The organism is Seonamhaeicola sp. S2-3 (assembly GCF_001971785.1).
GTDB lineage: Bacteria > Bacteroidota > Bacteroidia > Flavobacteriales > Flavobacteriaceae > Seonamhaeicola.
On record NZ_CP019389.1, the window covers coordinates 1,864,021 to 1,885,006 of the forward strand.

A 20,986-nucleotide genomic window follows, 5' to 3' on the forward strand; every position below is an offset into this window, starting at 1 on the left:
TTTAGTTTATACAGTAACATGGGTTTTCTCCAAAGGTATAAGTTAAAGTTATACCAGAAAACACGTACCAGTCGTCATTGTTAATATTTCCAAATCTATATTGATAATAAGCCGGGTCTTCTGGTAAGCTTCCGTCTAAATTATCAGAAAAAGTATATCTGGCTCCAATTTCAATACCAAATATAATGTTATCTATAAAAGTGGCTTTGTATCCTAATGTCATTGGAATACCAAATGCCCAACTAGAACTGTTTTCAGATGTTTGTACACCATTTAAAAAAAAGTGGTTATCATGTTTAGCAGCTGTTATTCCAGAGTGTAAATAGGGTGTGCCTATTTTTCTTTCGGAATGTAAGTTAAAATCTTTAAAAGTAAACTCCATACCTAAAGAAAGTTCTGTAATATTTGTTGAAAACTCATAACCTCTTTGAATTCGTCTTGGGTCATCAGAATTGGTGTCTATGCCTTTTAATTTACTAAAAATGAGAGATGCTCTGTAAGAGTGTCTTCGGCTTCTATTCCATTTGTATATACCACCAATAGCTAATTGATTTGGTGAAATGTAATTGGTAGCCCCTACATCGCCAATAAAATTAGAGCCTCCTAAATAGAGCCCTATTTCATTAATTTGAGAGTGGCCAAAATGGATGCTTAAAATACTAAATACTAATACGGTTAAGTGCCTCATAGATATTCAAAAGTTTGCAAATATAATAAATAAGATTAGCCAAAAGTAATTTGAACTAAATTGTATTAGTGTAAAAACAGTATTTCTTACAAATTATTGTGAAATATAGGTTTAATTACGCTTGTCTTCTCCCCAAAGTAGTTTTTTCCTAAGGGTTATTAAAAAGCTTTCATCTAGTAAATCAATCATTTTAATTTTAAAATCGGCTTTTTTAATTGTTATCAATGTACCGTTATCTAGTGTGGCAATTCTAGAATCTAATGACACTAAATGCTGTTCTTCTCTACCATAAACTTTAAGTTTAATTTCTGTAGTATCTGGAATAACAAGGGGTCTTGCACTTAAATTGTGTGGAGCAATTGGTGTTAAAACAAAACTATTAGTATCTGGTGTTATAACGGGACCACCACAACTTAAAGAATACCCAGTAGATCCTGTTGGGGTTGAAATTATTAAACCATCGCTCCAATAAGATGTTAAATACTCGTTGTTTAAATGGGTTTCAACGGTAATCATAGAGGTGGTATTCTTTCTGCTAACGGCTATCTCGTTTAAAGCAAAATTTAAAGTGCTAATTTCTTTATTTTCTGGGGTGGTTTCTACAGTTAACAAACTACGTTCTGATATTTTGTATTTACCATCAATAATGTTTTGAATGGCTTGTTCTATAGCGTCAACTTGTATGGTAGCTAAAAAACCTAAACGTCCTGTGTTAAGCCCTATAATTGGTATATCAATATCTTTTATAAAGGTAATAGCTCTTAAAATGGTGCCATCTCCACCTACACTTACAAGAAAATCAAAAGAGGTGTCTAAAGTGTCAAAAGTTTTAAATGATATATAATCTTGAAAATTAGGCGATTCTTTTTTTATAATATTGAAAAACTCGGTTTCAATATAGGCATCCATATCTTTTTTTAATAAGTAATGGAAAAGGGTTTCAACCGATTGTGTGGTTGTATCATTATAAAATCGTCCAAAAATGGCTACCTTCATTATTAATTGTTTTTTGCCTTGTTAAGGGTTACATGTTTAAATATTTATTCAAGTAGTCCGATCGTTCTTTCAAACTTTCAATGTATGTGTCTTCTTCATGCCCAGAAACAATGTTGTAACTGTATCTTCGGAATGTTTGAATAATATCATTTAAACTTGTGTTGCCTATTTTAAGAGTTACTTGTACCACATCATTTTTTATGTTTGAAATAAAAGCTCCTAGTAATTTGCCATTATTAGATTCTACAATTTGGCTAATTTCACTAAAAGAATAATCGTTTATACCTTTTTCAATAACTAAAACTGCTCCAGGAGCATGAAAGAAAGGAGCTTCGTTAAAAAGACTTATAATATCATTGAGTTCATAATATCCTAAATAATTGTTTTTTTCATCTAATACAGGCATAATGTTAGATGCGTTTTTTGCAAAGGCTTCTAACACATCTAGCCAAAGCGTAGTGTCTCTAACATAAAAATTTTCTATTGCATACAGGTACTCACTAACAGGCTTACTGCCATCAAAGCAATGTACATCTGTTTCAAAAAGAACTCCTGTAAATACACCATTAACATCTTTAACCGGAATATGTGAATATGTAAGTTGATTGAAAAGTAGTTGTAAATCTGCTATTTTACTACTGCTTTCAACAGGTTTAATGTCGTTTATAATATATTCTTGCAATTTCATAAGAGCTAAATGTATACCATGCAAATTAATTAAAAAAATAACACTTAAGCCTTTTCTACTTTGTATTTTTGTTTTAAAAAACAATTCATGACAAAGTTAAGTGTAAACATTAATAAGATTGCTACGTTAAGAAATTCTAGAGGAGGCGATGTTCCCAATGTAGTGCAATTTGCAAAAGATGTTCAGCGGTTTGGAGCCGAAGGGGTAACCATTCACCCAAGGCCAGATGAACGTCATATTAGGTATCAAGATGCACGCGATTTAAAGTCTGTAGTTTACACAGAATATAATATTGAAGGGAATCCTATAAAGTCTTTTATAGATTTAGTTTTAAGTGTGCAACCAACACAAGTTACTTTGGTGCCAGATGCTGAAGACGCCATAACTAGTAATGCTGGTTGGGATACCATAAAACACAAGGATTTTTTAGTTGATGTTATTAAAGAATTTCAACAAAACAATATTAGAACTTCTATTTTTGTAGACCCTGTTTTAAAACAAATTGAAGGCGCTAAAGAAACCGGAACAGATAGAATTGAATTGTATACAGAAGCCTTTGCGCATCAATACAGTTTAGGTAATAAAGAAGCCGTAAAACCGTACGCAGATTGTGCTGTTTTAGCTAATAATCTAGGTTTGGGTATTAATGCAGGCCATGATTTATCACTAGAAAACATTCAATTCTTTAAAGAAAATATACCCGGACTTTTAGAGGTCTCTATAGGGCATGCCTTGGTAGCAGAAAGTTTATATTTAGGTGCTGAAAATGTTATTCAAATGTATTTACATAAGTTGAAATAAATGATTCTATATTCAAATATTATAGGTGAAGGAAAACCATTTATTATTCTTCACGGATTTTTAGGAATGAGCGATAATTGGAAAACACTTGGAAGGCAATTTAGCCAGCAAGGGTTTCAAGTACATTTGGTAGACCAACGTAATCACGGACGCAGTTTTTGGGATGAGAATTTTAATTATGAAATACTTGCCGAAGATTTAAAAAACTATTGTAAAGCTCATAATTTAAACGATATTGTTTTGCTTGGTCACTCTATGGGAGGTAAAACCGCTATGATGTTTTCAGCATTGTATCCAAATCTTGTTTCAAAGCTATTAGTAGCCGATATTTCACCAAGATTCTACCCTGTACATCATCAAACCATATTAGAAGGCTTAAGCGCTTTAAATTTTGATGTAATAAAAAGTAGAGGTGAAGCCGATAAAGTTTTAAGTGAATTTGTATCCGATTTTGGAACTCGACAATTTTTACTTAAAAACCTATATTGGGTAGAAAAAGGAAAATTAGGATTACGGATTAATTTAGATGTTTTAAAAGCCGAAGTTGCCGAAATAGGAGAAGCATTGCCATCGTATTTACGATTTGAAAAAGACGTGTTATTCTTAAAAGGAGACCGTTCAGAATATATTGGAGTAGAAGATGAACAACTAATATTAAACCAATTTCCAAACGCAAAAATTGTTACTATAGCCAATTCAGGCCACTGGTTACATGCCGAAAACCCAAAAGACTTTTTTACTGCAGTTATAAAATTTGTTGGTTGATATTTTGTAACTTGTAAGAATTAAACATAATTCTATGAAACTAATTATTAAACTTTTATTAAACGCCTTAGCGGTGTTTGTGTTGGCTCATGTTTTATCGGGCGTTACAGTAAATGACTATGTTACGGCAATAATAGTGGCAGTAGTTTTATCAGTATTAAACCTTTTTGTAAAACCAATTTTGGTAATTTTTACATTGCCAATAACCATTGTAACATTAGGGTTGTTCTTACTTGTTATTAATGCTTTAATTATTTTGTTGGCAGACAAATTAATAGATGGTTTTTCGGTAAGTAGTATTTGGGTAGCCATACTTTTTAGCATACTACTTTCAATATTACAATCAATACTACATTCACTTTTAAAAGAAGATAAAAAATAGCCTTATAATCAGGGTGTTAAAAACTTTGTTGGGATGCAAAAATGTATTACTTTTGCGTCCCAATTTTAGTTATACTAATTAGATTATTTAAAATGAATATTACAAGAGAAAACCTTGATGCATTAAATGCTGTTGTAAAAGTAGATATTGCTAAAGAAGATTACAGCGATAAAGTAGAGAAAATCTTGTCAGATTATCGTAAAACAGCAAACATACCTGGATTTAGAAAAGGGCATGTGCCAATGGGGATGGTAAAAAAACAATACGGAAAAGCTGTATTGGTTGATGAGGTAAATAAATTGCTTCAAGATGCGTTAAATAAATATTTAACCGAAGAAAAATTAGATGTTTTAGGGCAACCATTACCTAAACCTCAAGATGATATAGATTGGAATGCCGATGGGTTTACTTTTGAATTTGAATTAGGTTTAGCGCCAGAATTTGAAGTAAAACTAAAAGGCAAAAAAGCCATTACGCATTACAATATTATTGCTGATGATAAAATGATTGATGAGCAAATAGAGCGTATTCAAAAGCAATATGGCAAATTAGTATCTCAAGACACTGTAGAAAAAGACAGTGAAATTACAGGTACTTTTAAAAACGAAGAAAAAGAAATAGAAAATACCGTTACCATTACCCTAGATAAATTTAAAGGTAAAACTACCGAAAAACAATTTATAGGAGCTAAAGTTGGTGATGTAATAACCTTAAAAACCAAAGGACTTTATAATGATGAGCATGAGTTAATGCACGCTTTAAAATTAGGTCATGATGAGGTTCATGGTTTAGATATTGAAGTAACCTTTACAATTACTGAAATTAATAAACGCGAATTAGCAGATTTAGACCAAGAGTTATTTGATAAACTTTTTGGAAAAGACGTTGTAAAAACCGTTACAGAATTAAAAGCTAAAATTAAAGAAGATGCTGAAAAACAATTCGTTCAGCAATCAGACCAAAAGCTTTTAAATGACGTTACAGAGTATTTAGTTGAAAATACTAAGTTTGATTTGCCTGCAGAATTCTTAACTAAATGGTTGGCAACCGCAGGTGAAAAGGAAATGGACGAAGCTCAGGCTAAAGAAGAATATGATAAATCTGAAAAAAGCTTACGTTACCAGTTAATAGAAGGAAAATTAATTGAAGAAAACGATATCAAAGTAACTATGGATGATATTAAAAATCATGCAAGAGAAATGATTAAAGGTCAAATGGCGCAGTTTGGTCAAATGAATCCTTCAGATAAAGAATTAGATGACATTGCTGCAAGAGTATTATCTAATCAAGATGAAGCTCGTAGAATTTCAGAACAATTAATTAGCCAAAAATTATTAGAGCTTTATAAAGAAAAAGCCAATATTAAGGTAAAAGAATTAAGTTACGAAAACTTTGTTAAAGAAGTGTACGGAGACAAATAACTAAAAGAATATTCATTATATTTAGGCGCTTAAATCATTAGGTTTAAGCGCTTTTTTATTCAAAAAGAGTATCTTAAAAAACCAATTTTGGTTTTATTTTGATGTATATCAAGGGATTAACAATATAAAGTATCAAAGAACAACTATGGATTACGCAAAAGAGTTTGAGAAATTCGCTATAAAAGACCAAGGTATTAGTAGTACATATTACAATAAAATAATTAGCAGTATGTATCCTACTAATTTAACCCCCAATATTATTGAAGAACGCCAAATGAACATCGCTATTTTTGATGTGTTCTCTCGTTTAATGATGGATAGAATTATTTTTATGGGAACTGCTATTAATGATCAAGTAGCAAACATAATACAAGCTCAACTACTATTTTTAGAAAGTACAGACCCTAATAAAGACATACAAATTTATATTAATTCTCCAGGAGGAAGCGTGTATGCAGGATTAGGTATTTATGATACTATGCAGTTTATAAAACCAGATGTAGCAACTATTTGTACAGGTATGGCAGCCTCAATGGGGGCAGTTTTATTATGCGCAGGTGCACATGGTAAGCGTAGCGGATTAACACATTCTAGAGTTATGATTCATCAACCTTTAGGTGGAGCTCAAGGTCAAGCAAGTGATATTGAAATTACGGCTAGAGAAATTTTAACCTTAAAAGAAGAGCTTTATAAAATTATAAGTAAGCATACAGGGCAAGATTACGACAAAATATATGAAGATAGTGACCGAGATTATTGGATGAAAGCCGATAAAGCTAAAGAATATGGTATGATTGACGAAATTTTATCAAGAGATTAAATAAAAATTTGTAATTTTAATTAATTGTTACAAAAGGATTTACAATTAATTATTCTTAAAATTGAATTAGATTAATGGCAAAAGAAGAGTTAGAATGTTCGTTTTGTGGTAGAAAAAAACCTGAAACTAACTTATTAATAGCAGGTTTAGATGCTCACATCTGTGATAGATGTATAGAGCAAGCGCATGGTATTGTGCTTGAAGAATCTAAGCAAAACGACAGCAGTGATTTGTCGGCAGAATTAAAACTTCGTAAACCACAGCAAATTAAATCGTTTTTAGATGAATATATTATTGGGCAAGACACTACTAAAAGAGTAATGTCTGTAGCAGTATATAACCACTACAAGCGTTTATTACAACCACCATCTCAAGATGATATAGATATTCAAAAGAGTAATATCATTATGGTTGGGCAAACTGGTACCGGAAAAACGTTAATGGCAAAAACTATTGCTAGAATGTTAAACGTACCTTTGGCTATTGTTGATGCTACAGTTTTAACTGAGGCTGGTTATGTAGGTGAAGACGTAGAAAGCATTTTAACGCGTTTATTGCAGGCAGCAGATTATAATTTAGAAAAAGCAGAAAAGGGTATTGTTTTTATAGATGAAATAGATAAAATTGCTCGTAAAAGTGATAACCCATCTATAACAAGAGATGTTTCTGGTGAAGGTGTACAACAAGCACTGCTGAAACTTTTAGAAGGAACCGTGGTAAATGTTCCGCCAAAAGGAGGAAGAAAGCACCCAGACCAAAAGTTTATTGAAGTAAATACAGAAAATATTTTATTTATTGCAGGAGGAGCTTTTGATGGAATTGATAGAGTTATTACCAAGCGTTTAAATATGCAAGCGGTTGGTTACAGTGCTTCAAAATCTGATGATATCATAGATCCTGATAATTTATTGCAATATATTATTCCAAAAGATTTAAAAGACTTTGGATTAATACCAGAAATTATTGGCCGTTTGCCTGTTTTAACACATATGGATCCATTAGATGCAAAAACACTTAGAGCCATATTAACAGAGCCAAAAAATGCCATTATTAAGCAATATAAAAAGTTGTTTGCAATGGATGATATTGATTTTTCAATAACAACTGGAGCGTTAGACTTTATTGTAGAAAAGGCTATTGAGTATAAATTAGGAGCAAGAGGATTACGTTCACTATGTGAAGAAATTTTAACAGATGCTATGTTTGAATTACCAAGTTCTGATGAGAAGAGCCTAAACGTTACAAAAGCATATGCTGAAGATAAATTAACTAAAACTACATTAAAGAAGCTTAAAGCGGTTTCTTAATTCAATTTAAATACAGTCATAAAAAAACCACGCTATTAGCGTGGTTTTTTATTTTTATGGATGTGTTAATTAATAATAAACATTATGGATACGTTCCAATATCTTATTTAAGATACTTTAAAAGTATACTTATTTGTTAGTGCATCAAAACGAATTTTCGGCTTTTAGATGATTAGACAAAATACTCGTTTAAAACCTTTTTTTACTTGTATTTAGTCGGATACGCCTTTTTATCTATTCTAAAATAACAAACTCTACCCGTCTGTTAGTTTGGTGTTCATCATTAGAACATTTTTTAGATTTACAATCAATTAATGGTTGAGATTCACCAAACCCTTTTGAAATTAACCTATCTTTTTCTATACCAAGGTTGGTTAAATAATTCAAAGCAGACCAAGCACGTTTATTAGATAGTTTTAAATTGTAAGCCTCATTTCCTCTTATATCAGTGTGTGCGTTTATAGAGATTTTCATTTCAGGATTTTCTCTAAGAACTTTTACAATCTTATTTAATGAAATGGTAGATTCTTCCTTAATACTGTGCTTAGCGTAATCAAAATATATATTCTCTAAAACAATATGCATTTTATCTTTAACTTTAGCAATAACAGGCTCTGTTGTGTTTAGTTTATATTTTTCATTGTAAGTCGTGTCATAACCTCTGTTAGCTAAAAATTTAAAAGTTCCATTTTTAAATCCATCCTTTTGTGTAGTTATAGTATATGTTTCAAAAGGTTTAATGTTATCAAACTTAAATTCACCAAATTCGTTAGTAGTTTGTCTAGCTATTTCAATATTGTCTTCATCTGTAAGAACAACTAGGGTATTTGGTAATTTAATGTTGGTCTCTAAATCTAAAATAGTTCCTTTTAAAGATTGTGATATGCCTTTGTTTTCTACTGTATAAATATCAAAACCACCTTTGCCATTAGGTTTATTAGATGATACATACCCTTTGTTTTTAGTAGCAAAAAAGAATGCTACTTCATCATAAGGGGTGTTAATAGTATTTCCTAAATTTCTAGGGGTTTTATATTGGTTGTTGTTTAGTATTTTGCTAACAAATAAATCATGACCACCAAGTCCTTCATGTCCTTTTGAAGAAAAATATAACTCTTTCCCATCTACAGAAATTGATGGGTATTTTTCATCGGCTGCGGTATTAATTGTAGGGCCTAAATTTACAGGAGTATCTAAATTACCATCTTCAGTTATTTTAGAAACATAAATGTCATATCCTCCATAAGAGCCTTCCATATTAGATGAAAAATAAACTTTTGTTCCACTTGGGTTTAAGTATGGAGTTTCTATAGATATACCATCGGCGTTTATACTTAGTAATTGGTTGTCAACCCAATTGCCATGTGAGTTTTCTTCTAAAGTAGCTTTATAAAGCTTGTATTCCATAGAGTTTTCTTTACTGCTTCTAGTATAGTAAACCGTTTTTTCATTGCGCGAAAATGTAAGCTGTCCTTCGCTATTGCTAGTATTTAAAATTCTAGAAAACAATAGAGGATGACTTAACTGACCATTTTGTGAAACATCTAAACAAAATAAATCTTTAAAAGCTTCATTGGTGTTTGGATCTATTTTGGCTAATCCGCCAATTTTTTTTGAAGAAACCATAATAAATTTATTCATAAAAAAACCAGAACCAAATTCAGAAAATTTAGTGTTTATACCAGCATCTAAGACTTCAAAATTAAAACCATTAGCACCTATTGTGGCTTCTGGTTTAGAGGAAATGCTAGCTAAAATGGAGCTGTTTTTAGTAGTGTTGTTGGCTACAATGGCACTTTGAGAGATTACAAAATTTGTAACCAAGCATACAATAAGTAGTAGCTTAGTTTTCATTTTATGAGAGTATTTTGGATTAATTAGCGGTTTAAATATAAGTTAGAAATAGTATGTGAAAATAATTTCTTAGACGAAATGTAATATAAATCGTTAAGCAATTTCTTGAAATTTAACCATTAGCCATTTAATTTTAATAACTCCTCTAAATAGTCTCTAGAATTAGAAAGTCTAGGTACTTTATGTTGACCACCTAATTTGTTATTTTGCTTTAACCAGTCATGAAATAATTGGGTGCGTGCAATGTTTATTTTAGGCTTGTTTAGTGTTATGTTATTGTAACGTTTTGCTTCGTAATCAGAATTTAATGCTTTTAGTGCATTGTCAAATAATTCGTTAAAATAGTTAATGTCTTTGGGTTGGGTTTTAAATTCAATTAGCCACTCATGAGCTCCTTTTTTATTGCCTTCCATAAAAATGGGAGCCGCTGTAAAGTCTACAATTTCAGATTTTGTACGTTTACATACTCTTTTTAGGGCTTCTTCGGCGTTTTCAATAATGAGTTCCTCTCCAAATACATTTATATGGTGTTTGGTTCTACCAGAGATTTTAATTCGGTATGGGTTTAATGAAGTAAACCTAACGGTGTCTCCAATTTTATAGCGCCATAGTCCAGCGTTGGTGGTAATAATAACCGCATAGTTTTTGTTAAGTTTAACTTCGCTTAGTGGTATTGCTTTTTCTTCTGGAGTAGCATATATATCCATAGGAATAAACTCGTAGAAGATACCGTAATCTAACATGAGTAACAATTCACTAGAGTTGTTCTGGTCTTGAATCGCAAAAAAACCTTCGGAAGCATTATAAGTTTCGTAGTATCTAAAATTGTGTTTTGGTATTATTTTCTTGTACTGATCTATATAAGGTGTGAAACTTACGCCTCCGTGAAAATAAACTTCTAAATTGGGCCAAACATCATTTAAATTACCTTTTCCTGTAGTTTCTAATACATTGTTAAGCAAAACTAACATCCATGATGGTACACCGGCTAAACTGGTTACATTTTCGTTAATAGTTTCATTAACAATGGCTTGCATTTTGTATTCCCAATCGCTCATTAAAGATACCTTATTGCTAGGTGTACTACTAAATTCTGCCCAAAAAGGCATGTTATCAATTAAAATGGCAGATAAATCTCCAAAAATGGTTCCGTTTTCTTTGTATAATTCTTTGCTGCCACCCAAACGTAAGCTCTTGCCAGTAAATAGTTGAGAATCTTCATTGTTATTTAAGTACATACACAATAAATCTTTACTAGCTGCATAATGACAGTCCTCTAAAGACTCTGTGCTTACCGGAATAAATTTACTTTTGGATCTGGTTGTACCACTAGATTTTGCAAACCATTTAATAGGTGTAGGCCAAAAGATATTATTTTCACCACGTCTAGAGCGTTCAATAACATCTTGCCAACCGTCGTAGTTTTTTATTGGGATTCGTTCAGCAAAAGTTTTATAGTTTTTAATAGATGAAAAATCATATTGCTTGCCAATTTCGGTATCTTTTGCAATGTCTAAAAGGTCTAAAAGTAATTCGTTTTGGACTTCGTTGGGATATTTTAAAAACAATTCTATTTGATGAAAACGTTTTTTTAAAAACCAAGATGCAATAGAATTTACTAAAGGGAATGCCATATTTATTCTATCTTTAAGGTTTTAAAAATAATACTTTTTTTCATGTTCTACCAAGGTGTTTTAACAAAAATGAAAACAGAATTTTCAAACCCTATTCAGTATTACTTAGAGTTTGAAAACGATTTTATTAATATGAATCAATTGCTAAGTAAAACTATTACTATGCAATTTGTTAAATATCAATGCTTAAATTGTAGCTTAGACAAGCCTATTTACAGACAAGGGTTTTGTAAAAGTTGTTTTTTTGATATTCCGCAGGCAGCAGATTGGGTAATGAGACCAGAACTTAGTAAGGCTCATTTAGGTATTGAAGACCGTGATTTGGAGTATGAAAAGAAAGCCCAATTACAGCCTCATATTGTGTATTTAGCAAATTCTAGTAATGTTAAAGTTGGGGTTACAAGAAAAAGTCAAGTACCTACAAGATGGATTGACCAAGGCGCCCATGAGGCCATTGAAATTGTTGAAGTGCCTAACAGATATTTAGCTGGAGTTACTGAGGTGGCTTTAAAAGAGCAAGTAGCCGATAAAACCAATTGGCGTAAAATGCTTAAAAATGATATTGAAGACGAAAACTTAGTAGAATGGAGAGACCGATTGAAAGATTTTATTCCAGATGAAGTAAGCGATTATTTTATAGAAAATAACACAGAAACCAATTTAGAGTTTCCTGTAATTGCATATCCTGAAAAACCAAAGAGCTTAAATATTGTAAAAGCTCAATCTTATACTGGTAAATTAGTAGGTGTAAAAGGACAGTATTTAATTTTTGAAGATCAAACGGTTTTTAATGTTAGGGCCAATGAAGGTTTAGTTGTAAAAATTACTATTGAATAAAAAAAATCCACATTTTAATAAATGTGGATTTTTTGTATGATATAAAGTAGAATTCTAAAATTCTTCTTGGTCTCTTAAGTTTTGTATGTAAGCAGCCTTTTGAATTTCTCTGCGTCTTTTAACTGATGGTTTTGTGAAAAATTGATTTTCTCTTAAATTCTGCATCACCTGTACATTTCTGTGCTTTCTTTTGTAGCGTTTTAATGCACGTTCAATGTTTTCACCATCTTTTATAATAATTTTAAGCATATGGAGTTTTTTGAGTTAATCCGCATTTTTAGGTTCGTCCTAAATGCGAGTGCAAAAGTTAACCTTTTTATTAGAATAACCTAATAAATACCATGTTTTATTAAATAAATTCCTAAAAAAGCATATATTAACTAATTATTGGTGTCCTTTTTTTTCTTACTTAACAAGCCACCAAGCACATTTTTAATCTCATCTTTTATTGTTTTTGTAGAGTCTGTTTTTTCTGTGGCGGTTTCGTTAATAGAATCTGTGTTTTTTGTGTTTTGGTTACCTAAAATACCTCCAAGTAAATCTTTTACTTTGTCTTTTCCGGTGTTAACTAACTTTTGTTTTTCAATCTCAACGAGTTGCTTGGTTAAGTTTGAAACAGCACTTTGTAAATCTGTTTTTACAGTAGGAGAGGTGTAACTACCTCCTATGTTTGCTGTAACAGGAATAGAAATATTGTTGGTTTCTTCAGAATTTATTTGTCCAATAAGGCGGTTTACTTCACTGCCTAAATATTTTGCAGGTACATTAAAAACAGCGTTGTAACTTAAAGTTTGGTCAAACTTATGGCTACCAGAAACAGTTATAGCAATATCTTCATATTTTAATTCAAAAGGTTTTACATTAACGCCTCCATTAGCAAATTCTAATTGGGTTTTAACATCGTTTAAATCTAATTTGTCAAAATCAATAAAGTTTAATGAGCTTTCTAAGGCATTAAATAATTCTCCTTTATTAGCATTTACCTTTGTTGTTAATAATTCGGCAAGCGCCATACCAGATACTGTAGATAGTTCTGGCGAAAACTCATCATCTAAATTTCCAGAAATATTAATGGTAGAATTTAATTTTCCTTGAAACAGTTTTGCAACTGGTGCTAAATTTTGTAACAATTCCATATTGTTAAAAGACTGAGCAATATCAAACCCATCAATACCTAAATTTACATCAAAAGTTGGTACTTTGTTTTGGGTAGATACGTTACCAATTATAGCTAAAGAGCCATCAAATAGGCTAGAAGTTACATTTTTTAAAGTAGCCTTTTGGTCTTTAATAACAAGGGTTCCTGACACCTCTTTTAAGTTTAAATTATCATAAACAACAGTGTTGGCTTTGGCGTTTATAGTACAATCTAAAAAAGCAGGTATTTTTAGAGATTCTTCTTTTGTAGTTTCATTTTCTTTGGAAACCGATTCGTCTTCGGTCATAAAATCACTTACCTTAAATAAGTTTGAATTAATATCAAAGTTGCCTTTTAAAGTGTTATTGCTTAATAAAAATCCTAACAGGTTTGTTATTTTTCCAGTAGCATTAATATCGCTCTCACCTGTTTTGGCTTTAAAGTTATTTAGCGATACAGTTTCAGGGCTAAAACTCATGTTAGCTGTAGAAATATGTATAGGGTTTATGACATCTTCTGATGAAAAAATAAAATCAGAAATACTTACAGAGCCGTTGCTTTTTATGCGTTCGTAGGCATTGGTTTCAACAGCATTCATATCAAAAGAAGTGTTTATGTTTCCTTTTAAAATACCGCTTAAAGTTTTATCAAATTCTATAGGATAAACCTTACTGATATTAGCCAAATTTAAAGTGCCATCAATATGAGCGTTTACCAACATGTTTTTGGTTATATTTTTTAAAGTAGCGGATGATTTAAATACATCTTCATCAATTTTAAAGTTTAATTGTTTAATGTCAACATAAGTGTCATCAACATTTCCTGTGGTATTTTTTATTGAGGTGTTAATTGAAATTTGCTCAACACGTTTTGGTAAATTAGGATATTTAAACGATGCGTTGTTTGATGTGATATTAATATCTAAATTAGGAATTGTTTCGTCAGAGCTAAGTCCTTTAACAATACCTTTTACATTAAAGTTTCCGGTAGTAACAATATCATCTAAATTTTCGGTGTATGCTTTAGGCATTACAGCAAGAAAATCTTTAAAAGAAGCCTGAGGGTTTTCAAAAGTAATATCAATTTGCTGACCATTTTCAAGCAGTTGCACAGAGCCATCAAACTCAATAGGTAATTTGTTTATAAAGCCAATATTATCTTTAAAAGTATAGATGTTTTTTTCTAAATCTAAACCAATAACGGCATCAAGTGTTACAGCATTGTTTTGTAGGTAATTAATGCTGTCCATTGTAAAACTAATGTTGGTTTCACTTTTTGTATCTATTTCAGAAGTTTCAGCCGAAAATGTACCGTTTCCACTATGGTTAAATTCTGATAGGTGTATAAGCATATTAGAGGCTTCATCTAAATAAGTTAAAGCACTATTTTTTATGCTGTAATCTTCAATGCTAAACGAAAAACTGGCACTTTCTTCAGTGCTAGTTTCGGTTTCGGAACTATCAGATTTTACAATATCGTAATTAGTGTTGCCAAATTTATCGGTTTTTAAAGTTAAAAGTGCTTCATCAATTTTAAAAGAACTTACCACAATTGGTTCTTCATCTGCTTTTTTAAAAAGCTCTTTAATAGGCATTGTAAAAGCTATGTTTTTTGCTGTAGCAAGGGTTTCGTCTTTAAAGGGCTCAAAATTGGTGATAGTTAAATCTGAAACACTAACTCTAGCCTGTGGGAAACTTTTAATAAAGCTAAGACCTACATCACTAAATTCAACTTTTGCATTAAGATTTTGATTGATGTAGCGTTTAACTATCTCTGTTATTTGAGATTGAAAAGCAAATGGAATAGCTATTAAAAGAGCTATTATAATGAGAATGATAATTCCGAAAATTTTTAAAGCTTTCTTCATATAAGTTCTTTTTAATAAATATACGTTAGTAGTAATGATTTAGTTGGAAAATATAAAAAATTAACCCAAATTTAATCCCAGTTATAGCAGATTAATTTCTTCGTTTACTTTTAATTTAAACCGTTTTCTAAATATATAAACTCCTAAATAAAGAAAAGGAGTATCAGAAACTGCTACCAATACTTTAAAAAGAAATCCAGAGATTAAAAGTCCTAGAAATTTGTCCCAATGAATAATATCAAACAAACATAAAAGACCTACTACGGTAAAAGTATCTACAAATTGAGAAAACCAAGTAGAAAAATTATTTCTAAGCCATAAGTGTTTTCCTTGGGTTAAGCGTTTCCAGAAGTGATAAATTTGAATATCTACAAATTGAGCAAATAGGTAAGCCATCATGCTAGCAAAAACAGCAAGTATTGTATTGCCAAAAACAGTGTTAAATATGTTGTTATTTACAGGAGACCACGGCGTTGCAGAAACCAAACTAGCTACAGAAACAATTAATAATGAAAAAAACGAAGCAAAAATACCTGTAATTACAACTTGATTAGCACGTTTTTTACCATAAATTTCACTAATTAAATCGGTAATTAAAAAAGTGAGCGGGTAAGGTAATATGCCTACTGAAATTTCAAAAAGTTTGCTTCCAAAAACTTCCACATCTACCGGATACCAATAAAAGAATTTTTGAAAAATTAAATTTGAAACCACCAACGACGTAATAAAAAGTGCTCCTAAAAGCATATAAATTCTTTGGGCGGCTAGTTTGTCTTTAAGTTCCATGCTTATTGTGAATAAATACCTTTTGTAAATATAAAAGAAACCATTTACTTTTTATTATTTTGCTTTTTCTATGATGCAACCAACTACTTTTTACATTGCTTTGGGGAGCAATAAAGGCGATAAACTTAAAAACCTGCAAATGGCAGTAAATGCTATACATGCAAAAGTGGGTAATGTTAAGTTAATTTCTAAAGTTTATAAATCGCCTGCTTTAGGTTTTGAAAGTGATGATTTTTTAAATGCCTGTTTGGTGTTAGAAAGCTATTTAAAACCACAAAAAGTGTTAAAAACTTTGTTGAAAATAGAAAAAGAGTTGGGGCGTACCCGAAAAAAAGGAAGTGGTTATGAAGCTAGAACCATAGATTTAGATGTTGTTTTTGCAGGTAATGAAGTTATTGAAACCAAAGCATTACAAGTGCCACATCCTGAAATGCATAAACGTAGGTTTGTATTACAGCCACTTAATGATATTGCTTCAAAATTAATACATCCAACACTTAACAAATCTGTGTCTGTTTTGTTAGAAGCATGTGAAGACCAATCTGTTTTAGAGCCTATAAAAATATGGTTAAAAAACCCTAGGAAAGCTTACGATTTTTCTAAATTCAATTATATAGCTATTGAAGGCAATATTGGTGCAGGTAAAACTAGTTTAGCTACTATGATTTCTCAAGATTATAATGCGAAACTTATTTTAGAACGCTTTGCAGATAATCCGTTTTTGCCCAAATTTTATAAAGATGCAAGTAGGTATGCTTTTCCGTTAGAAATGTCTTTTTTAGCAGATAGATATCAACAAATTTCTGATGATTTATCACAGTTAGATTTGTTTAAAGATTTTATTGTAAGTGATTATGATGTTTTTAAATCGCTTATATTTTCAAAAATAACTTTGCAAGAAGATGAATTTAAATTATACCGAAAGTTATTTTATTTAATGTACAAAGACATTTCAAAACCAGAGTTGTATGTGTATCTGTATCAAAATACTGAACGTCTACAAGAAAATATTAAAAAGCGCGGACGTAAATATGAACAGAATATTGAAAGTGAATACCTAGAAAAAATAAATGAGGGTTATTTAGACTTTTTAAAAACGCAACCAGAATTTAACGTTAAAATAATTGATATATCAAACAGAGATTTTATTAAAAACAGAAGCGATTATTTATCTATTTTAAATGAGATATGTAACTAAAAATTTTTTTAATCTTCTTTTTTCTCGTCTTCATTATGAGTTTTTAACCATTCTTCGCCATCTTTATCTATAAAGAAATCCATCCAAACATAATACATTTCTTTGTTGGCATCTACGCTAACAGAGTGGCTAGAACCTAAAGGAATATGGAGTAATGAATGTTCAGGAAAATCAACTTTAGCATCATCTGCATATACTATAGTATGGTTGTCTGCAAGCCCTAAAAATAACTGTTCTAGCATAGCATGAACATGTGCGCCTACTGCATCTGGTCCAATTGTTCTTACTGTGCCCATAGCAACTCTTGGAATATATTTGTTAGGTAATATGGTTCTACTGGTGGTTTGCGGACTTTTAATAGGTTCTGTGTACGATTTACAATCTGTAAATTTCTTAAAATAGATGGTTTCTGTATTTTTCTTAGGAAATGTTTTTATGTCTTTTTTATCTAATTCTGTTTGTAAAACGGCTATTTTAATATAATGAAGGGTATCATTTTCAACAGGTTTAAATGTAATATCTTCAACGGTATTTGGTAGCATAATAGTTTCTGGAACAATCTCATAAGTTTTACCTCCAGAAAAAAGCTCTCCATATCCTTTTATAAATAAATACACAAATTTATGAGTGTTATTAATATTTACTTTTTGAGTAACATTACTAGTAATAGTTACGTGTGTTGTGCTTACACCATTTATTTCGTTCTGTAGTATATCTTTACTTCGCTGTTGTAAACCTGGTTTTAAATCCATTTCAAAATATTCAATAGGAATTTCTTGAGCAAAAATACCTGTTGAAAATAGAGCGGTAACAAAAAACGATAGAACAAATTTTAAAGACATGATAATTTTATTAATGAGGTATAAAAACCTACGTGTTAAATAGCGATAATAAATTTAATGTTTTTAAATAGGTTTTAGAAATAATTAGATGTTTAATTATTGGTTAAAACACTTTATATAATGTTGTTACAATTTGACTTTTCTTGTCTTCAAGAATATAATTATTTATAATTCTTTCTTCTTTGAATTTAAAATTGAAGGGGGTTTTAGCTAAGTTAACACCGCTGTTAAATTTAGTTCTATTGCCTTGTCCAGAAATAATGTCTTTGTTTGGTGTAAATAAGCCTGTTGGTATGTGTTCTGTTAAAATAATGTACTTATAAGCGTAAAGTTTTTTAGTAATTTTTTCTATTTCTGTATTAGATAAATGTTGTAAAACTTGCCTTAAAATAACACAATCTCCCTCTGGCATATTATCTTTTGAAATATCTAAACAATGAAATTCTAAATGGTCATGTTTAAATAATTGTTTGTTTCTTTTTATGAGAGGTTCTACAATATCAACAGCAATATATTTTTTAGCATGTTTAATAAAATGTTTACCAATATTAAAATCGCCGCAACCTAAATCACAAACAACCAATAGCGGATTAAAAGATGAGAGGAATTTTACAACTGCTACAATATAGGAATCTATAATTTTTGAATTATGAGATCCGCTTCCAGAATAAAAGTCAAAATCTAAGCCACCCCATAGATGTTTTTCATAAATCTGGTTCATAACATCTTTAGTAGGCCAAGGCTTTTTTGCTTTTTTTACCACTTTTTACGCAATAGCTTTGTTTAAACAATTGTTAACAAGCTCAAGACCTTCTTGGTTTTCAGAAAGAATTACTAAAACATCATGAGGTTCTATTACCGTAGATCCGTTAGGGGTTAAATATTTATTGTTTCTTTTTATTAAGGCTATAATAGCATTTTTAGGAAAGCCTAAATCAACAATTTTTTTGTTTACTGCATAACAGTTAGAGGTAATCTCAAGTTCCTTCATGGCAGTTTTAGGAAAATCGGATAAAAATTTATCTCTTTCGGTTTGAATTTTTTCTGGCAACCCAACATTTAGCCATTTAGCAAACACAGATAATGTGGTACCTTGAATTAAAATAGAAGTAACAGATATAAAAAAAACAATATTAAATATCATGTTTGCTTTTTCTACACCAGCAATTAAGGGGTAAGTAGCAAAAACAATAGGAACAGCACCACGTAAACCAACCCACGAAATGTAAAAACGACGCCTAAGTTTCATTTTAAAAAACATTAGGCTAATAAATACTCCAACAGGTCTAGCTATAATTATTAAGAATAATGAAATTAGTAGCCCTATGCCAGCAATGGGAATAATTTGAGAAGGAAATACCAGTAATCCTAATGTTAAGAATAGTACAATTTGCATTAACCAAGCTAAACCATCATACATTTTTATGATGGTTTTTTTATGAATTAGGTCTTGGTTACCTAGAAAAACAGCACATATATAAATAGCAAGGAAACCATTGCCCCCAATAAAATCGGTTGCAGAAAAGGTTATAAACATTAGAGCAATAGTTAAAACAGGATAAAGACCTTCAAAATCAAGTTTAATTTTGTTGATTATTAATTTGCTCAACTTACCAAATAAAAAACCAGCTAAACATCCAATAGTCATTTGTTGTAAAAACAAAGGGATTATAGAGTAAATACTTTGGTCTTGATTAATAACTAGCATTAAAAATGCCAAAGTTAAAACATAGGCCATGGGGTCGTTACTACCACTTTCAAGCTCTAAGGTGGGTCTTAAGTTGGTTTTTAAGGCTAAATTTTTAGATCGTAAAACAGAAAATACAGCCGCAGCATCTGTTGAGGATACAATAGACCCTAATAGCATGCTTTCGTAAATAGTGAAATCTGTTATAAAATAAACAAAACTACCAATAGAAATAGCAGTTAAAAATACACCTAAGGTAGAGAGTGCAATACCTTCTTTTAAAACGGGTTTTATGCTTTTCCAGTTGGTGTCTAGTCCACCAGAAAACAGTATAAAATTAAGAGAAACTATGCCAATAAATTGTGCTATTTTAGGGTCATCAAACATAATGCCTCCTACACCTTCAGAACCCGCTAGCATACCAATAGATAAAAACAAAATTAGTGTAGGAACCCCAAATTTGTATGATGTTTTACCAGCTATTATACTTGCAAATAGTAATAGGGAGCCAACTAATAAAATGTTTTCAATGGTTAAATTCATAAGTTTATATTAGGTTAAATTTAGATAATTTTGAAAACATATCCCAAATTACTACCCCACAACTCACAGAAATATTTAAAGAGTGTTTGGTGCCAAATTGCGGAATTTCAATAACCTCGTTGCTAGCATTAACAACTTCTTGAGAAACGCCTTTAACTTCATTACCAAAAATAAGTGCGTATTTGGTGTTAGCTTCAACTGTAAAATCATTTAGCATAGTCGCATTTTCAGCCTGCTCAATAGCGCATACTTTTATATTTTCAGCTTTAAGTTTTTTTACAATATCTAAGGTGTTTTCTGCGTATTCCCATGCCACAGTTTCTGTGCTACCAAGTGCTGTTTTGTGTATGTCTTTATGAGGTGGTTTTGCGGTAATGCCACAGAGGTAAATTTTTTCAATTAAAAAGGCATCGCTTGTTCTAAAAACAGAGCCTATATTATTCAAACTTCTTATATTATCTAAAACAATAATAAGCGGTGTTTTTTTAGAATTTTTAAAATCTTCAATACTTAAACGGTCTAATTCACTGTTTTTAAGTTTGCGCATTTTATTTAATTTTTTAGTTTTTGTGTGGGTAAAAATTGTAATCATCTAAAATTTAAGATGTTTTACATCACACATAAAAACCAAGTGATATTGTTGAAATCTCATTTGAATTGTAGATAACTTGTGTAATATCAACTTCAAAAAACATGAAATTAATAGTACATTGCATGCTACAATTTTTGTCA

At 30.8% G+C, this 20,986-nt stretch carries 20 protein-coding genes; 8 read left to right on the forward strand and 12 right to left on the reverse strand.

What is annotated here, in order from left to right; all coding sequences use genetic code 11:
- Position 1 precedes the first annotated feature (1 nt).
- The 3 genes from BWZ22_RS08540 to BWZ22_RS08550 form a co-directional block, all read right to left on the reverse strand.
- Positions 2-688, reverse strand: coding sequence for a DUF6089 family protein (locus BWZ22_RS08540; RefSeq protein WP_076699336.1), 687 nt, complete (start codon positions 686-688; stop codon positions 2-4).
- A 111-nt stretch (positions 689-799) separates the two neighbouring features.
- The gene (locus BWZ22_RS08545) at positions 800-1,684 is read right to left on the reverse strand and encodes an NAD kinase (protein WP_076699338.1); all 885 of its coding nucleotides are present in this window, start codon (positions 1,682-1,684) and stop codon (positions 800-802) included.
- Positions 1,685-1,712: 28 nt separating this feature from the next.
- Positions 1,713-2,372 carry a CBS domain-containing protein gene (locus tag BWZ22_RS08550; RefSeq protein WP_076702386.1) on the reverse strand — a complete coding sequence of 220 codons (660 nt, stop codon included), beginning with the start codon at positions 2,370-2,372 and terminating at the stop codon, positions 1,713-1,715.
- 87 nt (positions 2,373-2,459) lie between these two features.
- Between BWZ22_RS08550 and BWZ22_RS08555 the strand changes: the two genes are divergently transcribed.
- The 6 genes from BWZ22_RS08555 (at position 2,460) to clpX (ending at position 7,868) form a co-directional block, all read left to right on the forward strand.
- Positions 2,460-3,173, forward strand: coding sequence for a pyridoxine 5'-phosphate synthase (locus BWZ22_RS08555; RefSeq protein WP_076699339.1), 714 nt, complete (start codon positions 2,460-2,462; stop codon positions 3,171-3,173).
- Positions 3,174-3,938, forward strand: coding sequence for an alpha/beta fold hydrolase (locus BWZ22_RS08560; protein WP_076699341.1), 765 nt, complete (start codon positions 3,174-3,176; stop codon positions 3,936-3,938).
- Between the two features lie 34 nt (positions 3,939-3,972).
- The gene (locus BWZ22_RS08565; protein ID WP_076699342.1) at positions 3,973-4,320 is read left to right on the forward strand and encodes a phage holin family protein; all 348 of its coding nucleotides are present in this window, start codon (positions 3,973-3,975) and stop codon (positions 4,318-4,320) included.
- 92 nt (positions 4,321-4,412) lie between these two features.
- Positions 4,413-5,741 (forward strand): trigger factor, encoded by a 1,329-nt coding sequence (gene tig / locus BWZ22_RS08570; RefSeq protein WP_076699344.1) that lies wholly within the window; start codon positions 4,413-4,415, stop codon positions 5,739-5,741.
- Positions 5,742-5,886: 145 nt separating this feature from the next.
- Positions 5,887-6,561, forward strand: coding sequence for an ATP-dependent Clp endopeptidase proteolytic subunit ClpP (gene clpP / locus BWZ22_RS08575; RefSeq protein ID WP_076699345.1), 675 nt, complete (start codon positions 5,887-5,889; stop codon positions 6,559-6,561).
- 74 nt (positions 6,562-6,635) lie between these two features.
- Entirely contained in the window at positions 6,636-7,868 is a 1,233-nt protein-coding gene (gene clpX, locus BWZ22_RS08580; RefSeq protein WP_076699347.1) for an ATP-dependent Clp protease ATP-binding subunit ClpX, read from the forward strand.
- Between the two features lie 234 nt (positions 7,869-8,102).
- Here clpX and BWZ22_RS08585 read toward each other — a convergent pair whose 3' ends face one another.
- Positions 8,103-9,722 (reverse strand): OmpA family protein, encoded by a 1,620-nt coding sequence (locus BWZ22_RS08585; RefSeq protein ID WP_076699348.1) that lies wholly within the window; start codon positions 9,720-9,722, stop codon positions 8,103-8,105.
- A 119-nt stretch (positions 9,723-9,841) separates the two neighbouring features.
- Complete coding sequence (locus BWZ22_RS08590) at positions 9,842-11,356, reverse strand: GH3 auxin-responsive promoter family protein (protein ID WP_076699350.1); 1,515 nt, start codon at positions 11,354-11,356, stop codon at positions 9,842-9,844.
- A 42-nt stretch (positions 11,357-11,398) separates the two neighbouring features.
- On the opposite strand from BWZ22_RS08590, the gene BWZ22_RS08595 reads away from it, so the two are divergent.
- Positions 11,399-12,193: a DUF2797 domain-containing protein gene (locus tag BWZ22_RS08595; RefSeq protein ID WP_076699351.1), complete on the forward strand. Its 795-nt coding sequence runs from the start codon at positions 11,399-11,401 to the stop codon at positions 12,191-12,193.
- A gap of 54 nt (positions 12,194-12,247) precedes the next feature.
- Here BWZ22_RS08595 and rpsU read toward each other — a convergent pair whose 3' ends face one another.
- The 3 genes from rpsU to BWZ22_RS08610 form a co-directional block, all read right to left on the reverse strand.
- Positions 12,248-12,442 carry a 30S ribosomal protein S21 gene (gene rpsU, locus BWZ22_RS08600; RefSeq protein ID WP_076699353.1) on the reverse strand — a complete coding sequence of 65 codons (195 nt, stop codon included), beginning with the start codon at positions 12,440-12,442 and terminating at the stop codon, positions 12,248-12,250.
- Between the two features lie 131 nt (positions 12,443-12,573).
- Entirely contained in the window at positions 12,574-15,198 is a 2,625-nt protein-coding gene (locus BWZ22_RS08605; protein WP_076699354.1) for an AsmA family protein, read from the reverse strand.
- 81 nt (positions 15,199-15,279) lie between these two features.
- Positions 15,280-15,984, reverse strand: a complete 705-nt coding sequence (locus BWZ22_RS08610; RefSeq protein WP_076699356.1) for a queuosine precursor transporter — start codon at positions 15,982-15,984, stop codon at positions 15,280-15,282.
- 70 nt (positions 15,985-16,054) lie between these two features.
- Between BWZ22_RS08610 and folK the strand changes: the two genes are divergently transcribed.
- Positions 16,055-17,182 (forward strand): 2-amino-4-hydroxy-6-hydroxymethyldihydropteridine diphosphokinase, encoded by a 1,128-nt coding sequence (gene folK, locus BWZ22_RS08615; RefSeq protein ID WP_076699358.1) that lies wholly within the window; start codon positions 16,055-16,057, stop codon positions 17,180-17,182.
- 8 nt (positions 17,183-17,190) lie between these two features.
- Here the strand turns inward: folK and BWZ22_RS08620 are convergent, their stop codons facing one another.
- The 4 genes from BWZ22_RS08620 to BWZ22_RS08635 form a co-directional block, all read right to left on the reverse strand.
- On the reverse strand, positions 17,191-18,024 hold the full coding sequence (locus tag BWZ22_RS08620; protein ID WP_076699359.1) for a hypothetical protein: 834 nt from the start codon (positions 18,022-18,024) through the stop codon (positions 17,191-17,193).
- 103 nt (positions 18,025-18,127) lie between these two features.
- Entirely contained in the window at positions 18,128-18,787 is a 660-nt protein-coding gene (locus BWZ22_RS08625) for a class I SAM-dependent methyltransferase (RefSeq protein WP_076699361.1), read from the reverse strand.
- A gap of 3 nt (positions 18,788-18,790) precedes the next feature.
- Positions 18,791-20,254 (reverse strand): potassium/proton antiporter, encoded by a 1,464-nt coding sequence (locus BWZ22_RS08630; RefSeq protein WP_076699362.1) that lies wholly within the window; start codon positions 20,252-20,254, stop codon positions 18,791-18,793.
- 4 nt (positions 20,255-20,258) lie between these two features.
- Positions 20,259-20,801 carry an RNA methyltransferase gene (locus BWZ22_RS08635; RefSeq protein WP_076702388.1) on the reverse strand — a complete coding sequence of 181 codons (543 nt, stop codon included), beginning with the start codon at positions 20,799-20,801 and terminating at the stop codon, positions 20,259-20,261.
- Between the last annotated feature and the right edge of the window lie 185 nt (positions 20,802-20,986).